The following is a 5638-nucleotide window of genomic DNA, read 5'->3' on the forward strand; positions in this document are numbered from 1 at the left end:
CCCGGTTGGCGGAAACTGAGTGCGGTCGCTACCTCGTCGGGACCGGGCGAGACGCGGCCGGCCAAGTCGGTCAGGCTCCACGCGACCCGTAGGGTGCGGTCAACACCCCGGATGCTGAGCAGCCCGTAGTCCAATGCCTTTTGCAACGGGGCCATAACGGCATTGCTGAGCCGAAACTTTCGGCGCAACAACGGCCCACTCACCTCGGCGTTGGTGCGGAACCCGTGCGGTAGCCAGCGCTGCGCGGCGGCCTCGCGGGCCAGTGCGACCCGCTGACGAACCTGGGCCGTCGATTCCCCTTCGGTGGCCGAGAACGCCCCCGCGCGGACCGAATGCATCTGTACCCGTAGGTCCACCCGATCCAGCAACGGTCCCGAAAGCTTGCCCAGGTAGCGGCGTTTGGCCGCGGCCGCGCAGATGCAGTCCTGCGGATCGGCGGGTGCGCACGGGCAGAGGTTAGCCGCCAGAATCAACTGGAACCGAGCGGGGTAACACGCCACGCCGTCGCGCCGGGCAAGGCGAATCTCCCCGTCCTCCAACGGCGTCCGCAGCGCTTCCAGCACGCTCACGCTGATCTCTGCGCATTCATCCAAGAACAGCACTCCGCGATGCGCCCGGCTGACCGCGCCGGGACGTGCCATCCCCGAACCCCCGCCGACGAGCGCCGCGACGCTGGAACTGTGATGCGGCGCCACGAACGGCGCCCTGGTGATCAACGGGGTATCCCCGGATAGCAGGCCGGCCACCGAGTGGATCGCGGTGACTTCCAGCGACTCGCTGTCCGACAACGGCGGGAGCAGACCCGGAAGCCGTTGCGCGAGCATTGTTTTGCCTACCCCGGGCGGCCCGGTGAACATGAGGTGGTGTGCGCCCGCGGCGGCCACCTCCACCGCGAACCGCGCCTGCGCCTGCCCGACCACGTCGGCCAGGTCGGCGGTGGGCTCGGCATCCGGAGTCTTCGCGTCGACCCTGTTGTCCAGGGCCGCATTGCCGTTGAGCCAGTTCTGCAGTTGCCCCAGAGTGCGCACGCCCCACACGTCGATTCCGTCGACGAGGCTGGCTTCGGCCAGATTGTCCGCCGGGACGACGACGGCCGGCCAGCCGTCACGTTTGGCGGCCAGCACCGCCGGCAGCACGCCGCGGACCGGCCGGACCCGCCCGTCCAGCGACAGCTCGCCCATCAGCAGCGTTTTCTCCAGCCGGTCCCACGGATTCTTGCGCTGAGCCGAAAGAACCGCGGCGGCCAGGGCAATGTCGTAAACCGATCCCATTTTCGGCAGGGTGGCCGGCGACAGGGCAAGGGTGAGCCGTGCCATCGGCCAGCTGTTACCGCAGTTGGTAACCGCGGCCCGGACTCGGTCTCGAGACTCCTGCAGCGCTGCGTCGGGCAATCCCACCAGGTGCACACCCGGCAGTCCGGACGTGATGTCGGCTTCGATCTCCACGATTTCCCCGTCGACGCCGCGCACCGCGACGGAGAACGCCCGCCCCAGCGCCATCAGCCGATCCCTTGCAGGTGGGTGATTTCGGGGGTGCGGCGCCGCCCGACCCGCACACCGATCACATCGATGCGGACGGTCGTCCACCGCTCGTCTTGGCCGGCCAGCCAGAGCCCGGCCAGCCTGCGCAGCCGTCGCACCTTGCGCGGAGTGACGGCCTGCGCCAGCCCGCCGTAGGCGTCGCCGGTGCGGGTTTTCACCTGGACGAACACCAACGAGCGAGTGGCATCGTCGCAAGCGATCACGTCGAGTTCGCCGTAGCGGCAGCGCCAGTTACGTTGCAGGATGCGCAATCCCACCCTCGTCAGGTAATCCACCGCAAGCGCTTCACCCATCGCTCCCAGCTGGATCCGGGTCATCGTCGTTTCGGTCGTCATGCCCGACAAACTCCACGACGGCCCCGACAAGGAAGGCCACAGCGACGCGCGCGGCGCTCGGTCGCGACTGGTTATCCCCAGTCGCACCTCCATCCACAGCGGGCCGGACGCGGACTAACCGATCCGATCGGCCCTCGTGTAGATGTTCATCGAATCCTCCCGCAGGAAGGCCACCAGCGTTATCCCGGACTCCTCGGCCAGAGAGACCGCGAGCGACGACGGCGCGGACACGGCTGCCAGCACCGGAATCCCGGCCATCACCGCTTTCTGCGTCAACTCGAACGAGGCCCGCCCGCTGACCAGCAACACCGAGCCCGCCAGCGGCACCCGGCGGTTTTCCAGCGCCCAGCCGATGACTTTGTCGACCGCGTTGTGCCTACCGACGTCCTCGCGCACCGCGAGCATCGTGCCGTCGACGCCGAACAGCGCCGCGGCGTGCAGGCCACCGGTGCTGTCGAAAATCTTTTGCGCAGAGCGCAATTGGTTCGGCATCGCCTTGAGCGTGGCCGCCGCGACGGTGGCGGGGTCGCTGCCGGGCGAGAACCGGCTGTTCAGTCGAACCGCCTCCAGCGACGCCTTGCCGCACACCCCGCATGAGGAGGTGGTGTAGAAGTTGCGGGTGACATCGAGATCGGGCATCTGAACGCCGGCGGCCAGTGTCACGTCGAGAACGTTGTAAGTATTCTCCCCCGAACTGTCCTTGCCGCCGCAGTACCGGATGGTCAGCACGTCGTCGCGGCCCGCGATGACGCCCTCGGTGAGCAGAAAACCTTGGGCCAGTTCGATATCCGAGCCTGGCGTTCGCATCGTCACAGTCACGGCCGCCCCGTTGACCCGAATTTCCAACGGCTCCTCGACCACCAGCGTCTCGGGCCGGGTGGTCGTCTTCTCGGCGGCGAGGTGCGTGATCCGCCGACGCGCGGTTACGTGCCCCACTAGGCGAATTCACCGAGTGTCGTGATGACACGAGAAGCAGCAGAACGCGGAAGGCTCACGCAGTAAAACTACTCCGGTTGGCCGCCGACCGCCGCTGAGGAGGCGCCACGATGAATTGCGGTGTCACACGGCCGAAGCCAGCGCCGCCAACGTCTCGGCCGACGAGTAAAGCGGTCGCCACCCCAGCTGCGTCCGTGCCTTGGTGGTGTCCATCACCATCGACGTCCGCGCACTATGCAGCCATTCCAGCATGGCGGGAACGAGCGGCACCCGCGAAATCGCGGCCGACGCCGCAGTCGCAGCAACGGCGGGAACCCGAACGGGCCGGCCGCCCAGTGCCCGGGCCACGTCGGCCACGGTCACCACGCCGTCAGCGGCGAGGTTGTACACGCCGGGCGGGGCGGGGGCGGTGGCGGCCAGCGCGATCGCCGCGGCGACGTCGTCATGGTGAACCAGCTGCAACGGGACGCCCGGATCCGGCACCACCGGCTTCAATATCGGCACCGCGCCGACCACCGCGCGCAACGGGCCCGGCAACTGGTTCCACGGCATCGCGTCCGCCAGGGCGGTGGCGTTGGGCCCGGCGACGATGCACGGCCGCAAAACGAACGTCTCGAGGGGCGAATCCTTGGTGATTTCGGTCAGCAGCTCCTCGCACGCCGCCTTCTGCTCGGAGTAGTAATGCTCGGCGGACCCGCGCGCCGGCACATCCTCGGTGAGCGGAACCGGGTTGTCGGAGTGGTAGCCGTACGCCGCCACCGACGAGGTGTACACCAGACGCCGCGGCCGTCCGGCCGCAACCGTTGCCTCGAACACGTTTCGAGTGCCTTGCAGGTTGATCGGCGCACTTTCCTCCCGCGAACCCATCACGATGAACGCCAGGTGGATCACCACGTCGGCCTCGGCCACCAGGGCGTCGACGGCGTCGCGGTCCAGGATGTCGCCTTGCCGGTGGGTGGTCTTCAACCATCCGTGCGACGACGGGTCGAAGGGTCGGCGGGACATCCCGACGATGGCGTCGACCGCGGGTTCGTGCTCGAGCGCGGTCACCGCGGAGATACCGATCTCACCGGTCGGCCCGGTCACAGCGACGGTAACTCCCACCTGAACGGCTTTTCCCGTCAATCGCGCACCGAAACCCGCCGGTAAGAAACGTCACCCGATCGCGATCCAACGCGCCGATTCGCGAGCGCGTGCGAGTGCTTGCCCGTATTGTCAGCGGGTGTTTCACGGTGGCCAGGTTGGGTTTGCGCCGGCGGCGGATAATCGACGACGATCGACCACGCGTCACGCCGATATCGCAGGAAATGAGGCCCGTCATGACGGATGAATCGGGGGTCGGTACGGAGGGCCCGCCGCCCGGCGGGGAGAAGGCCGACCCGGGGACGGTATTCGCGGCCCTGGCCGAGATCATCTACCAAGGCTCGGACGCCAACGAGATGTATGCGGCCATCTGCATCGCCGCCACCCTGACGGTGCGCGGCTGCGACCACGCCAGCCTCTTGGTGCGCGAGGGCGACCGTTACATCACAGTCGGCGCCAGCGACACACTCGCGCGGCAGATCGACGAACTGGAACGCCGCGCCAGCGACGGTCCGTGCATCGATGCGATCGAGGAGGAAACCCCACAGATCGACCCGGACCTGACCACGCCGTCCCTGTGGCCCACCCTCGCCAAGATCCTGGTCGAAGAGACACCGGTGCGCGGCGCGATGGGTTTCCGTCTGCTGGTCGACAAACGCAAAGGGGCTGCGCTCAACCTGTTCAGCGACACGGCCAACATGTTCGACTCCGAGTCCGCCGGCCGTGCCGCGGTGCTGGCCGCGTTCGCCAGCGTGGCCATCAACGCGGTCGCCAAGGGAGAAGACGCCGCAAGCCTTCGACGGGGGCTGCTCAGCAACCGCGAAATCGGCAAGGCGGTCGGCATGTTGATGATGCTGCACGAGATGACCGAGGAGCAGGCGTTCGACCTGTTGCGGCGCCATTCGCAGGCGGTGAACATCAAGTTGGCCGACGTGGCCCGAGAGGTCATCGAGAAGCGCGGAGAGCTGCCGGCGCCCGCGGAGTAGCCCGCGCGCTACTCGGGCAGCCGCAGCTCGGGCTTCTCGACCTCTTCGATGTTGACGTCCTTGAAGGTGACCACCCGCACCTGCTTGACGAACCGCGCAGGCCGGTACATGTCCCACACCCACGCGTCCGACAGTCGCAGTTCGAAGTAGACCTCGCCGTCGGCGTTACGCGGCACCATCTCGACGCTGTTGGCTAGGTAGAAGCGCCGTTCGGTCTCCACCACGTAGCTGAACTGCCCGACGATGTCCTTGTATTCGCGGTACAGCGAGAGCTCCATCTCGGTTTCATACTTTTCGAGATCCTCGGCACTCATCTGCTCAGCCGTCCTACTCGGTTCCAATTACCTGGCTCCTCCTCGGACCGCAAGCGGTCCGCATCGTCGCCGAGTGCGTTCCAACTACCTGACACAGCCCCTTCGGACGAGTCGGGTTCCATCTTTCCCCACCCGTTGGTGCCACGCTCACCCGGTGCGTTCGGTTCGCAATCCACCACTAAACGGCTGCCCGACCCGGCCGCCACCCGCCGCACGTTTATGAAGGAATACCGATGCTGCGAACACGGGCCCAGCTCGTTCAGCGCAGCCGAATGCGCCAGCGTGCTGTAGCCCTTGTGGTCGGCGAACCCGTAGCCCGGATGATCGGCGTCCATCGCCACCATCAGGCGATCCCGGCTGACCTTGGCCAGCACGCTGGCGGCGGCGATACAGGCCGCCGCGGCGTCGCCACCGATCACCGGCAGTGACGGCACCGGCAACCC

General features: G+C 67.4%; 6 protein-coding genes and 1 pseudogene. 1 reads left to right on the forward strand and 6 read right to left on the reverse strand.

Features of this window, described 5'->3' with window-relative positions; translation table 11 throughout:
- From JOZ00_RS07930 to JOZ00_RS07945, 4 genes are all read right to left on the reverse strand, one after another.
- Positions 1-1499, reverse strand: a 1499-nt coding sequence (locus JOZ00_RS07930; protein WP_293342132.1) for a YifB family Mg chelatase-like AAA ATPase, incomplete at its 3' end; no start/stop codon positions are given.
- Positions 1499-1876, reverse strand: coding sequence for a YraN family protein (locus JOZ00_RS07935; RefSeq protein WP_293342135.1), 378 nt, complete (start codon positions 1874-1876; stop codon positions 1499-1501). The genes JOZ00_RS07935 and JOZ00_RS07930, both read right to left, overlap by 1 nt.
- A gap of 114 nt (positions 1877-1990) precedes the next feature.
- Positions 1991-2812, reverse strand: coding sequence for a formate dehydrogenase accessory sulfurtransferase FdhD (gene fdhD / locus JOZ00_RS07940; protein ID WP_293342138.1), 822 nt, complete (start codon positions 2810-2812; stop codon positions 1991-1993).
- Positions 2813-2935: 123 nt separating this feature from the next.
- Positions 2936-3916 (reverse strand): NAD-dependent epimerase/dehydratase family protein, encoded by a 981-nt coding sequence (locus tag JOZ00_RS07945; RefSeq protein ID WP_293342144.1) that lies wholly within the window; start codon positions 3914-3916, stop codon positions 2936-2938.
- A gap of 215 nt (positions 3917-4131) precedes the next feature.
- On the opposite strand from JOZ00_RS07945, the gene JOZ00_RS07950 reads away from it, so the two are divergent.
- Positions 4132-4881: a GAF and ANTAR domain-containing protein gene (locus JOZ00_RS07950; RefSeq protein ID WP_293342141.1), complete on the forward strand. Its 750-nt coding sequence runs from the start codon at positions 4132-4134 to the stop codon at positions 4879-4881.
- Between the two features lie 8 nt (positions 4882-4889).
- Here the strand turns inward: JOZ00_RS07950 and JOZ00_RS07955 are convergent, their stop codons facing one another.
- Together JOZ00_RS07955 and JOZ00_RS07960 are read right to left on the reverse strand one after the other, a co-directional pair.
- Entirely contained in the window at positions 4890-5195 is a 306-nt protein-coding gene (locus tag JOZ00_RS07955; RefSeq protein ID WP_007171389.1) for a DUF2469 domain-containing protein, read from the reverse strand.
- Between the two features lie 158 nt (positions 5196-5353).
- A pseudogene (locus JOZ00_RS07960) lies at positions 5354-5638 on the reverse strand (ribonuclease HII); the annotation flags it as partial.

Origin of the sequence: Mycobacterium sp., assembly GCF_019243155.1 — a bacterium.
Lineage (GTDB): Bacteria > Actinomycetota > Actinomycetes > Mycobacteriales > Mycobacteriaceae > Mycobacterium.

What these genes read in the sequence shown, in the direction of transcription:
- JOZ00_RS07935 (WP_293342135.1), bottom strand. Translation starts at nt 1,876, where the DNA reads ATGACGACCGAAACGACGATGACCCGGATCCAGCTGGGAGCGATGGGT.
- JOZ00_RS07950 (WP_293342141.1), top strand. Translation starts at nt 4,132, where the DNA reads ATGACGGATGAATCGGGGGTCGGTACGGAGGGCCCGCCGCCCGGCGGG.
- JOZ00_RS07955 (WP_007171389.1), bottom strand. Translation starts at nt 5,195, where the DNA reads ATGAGTGCCGAGGATCTCGAAAAGTATGAAACCGAGATGGAGCTCTCG.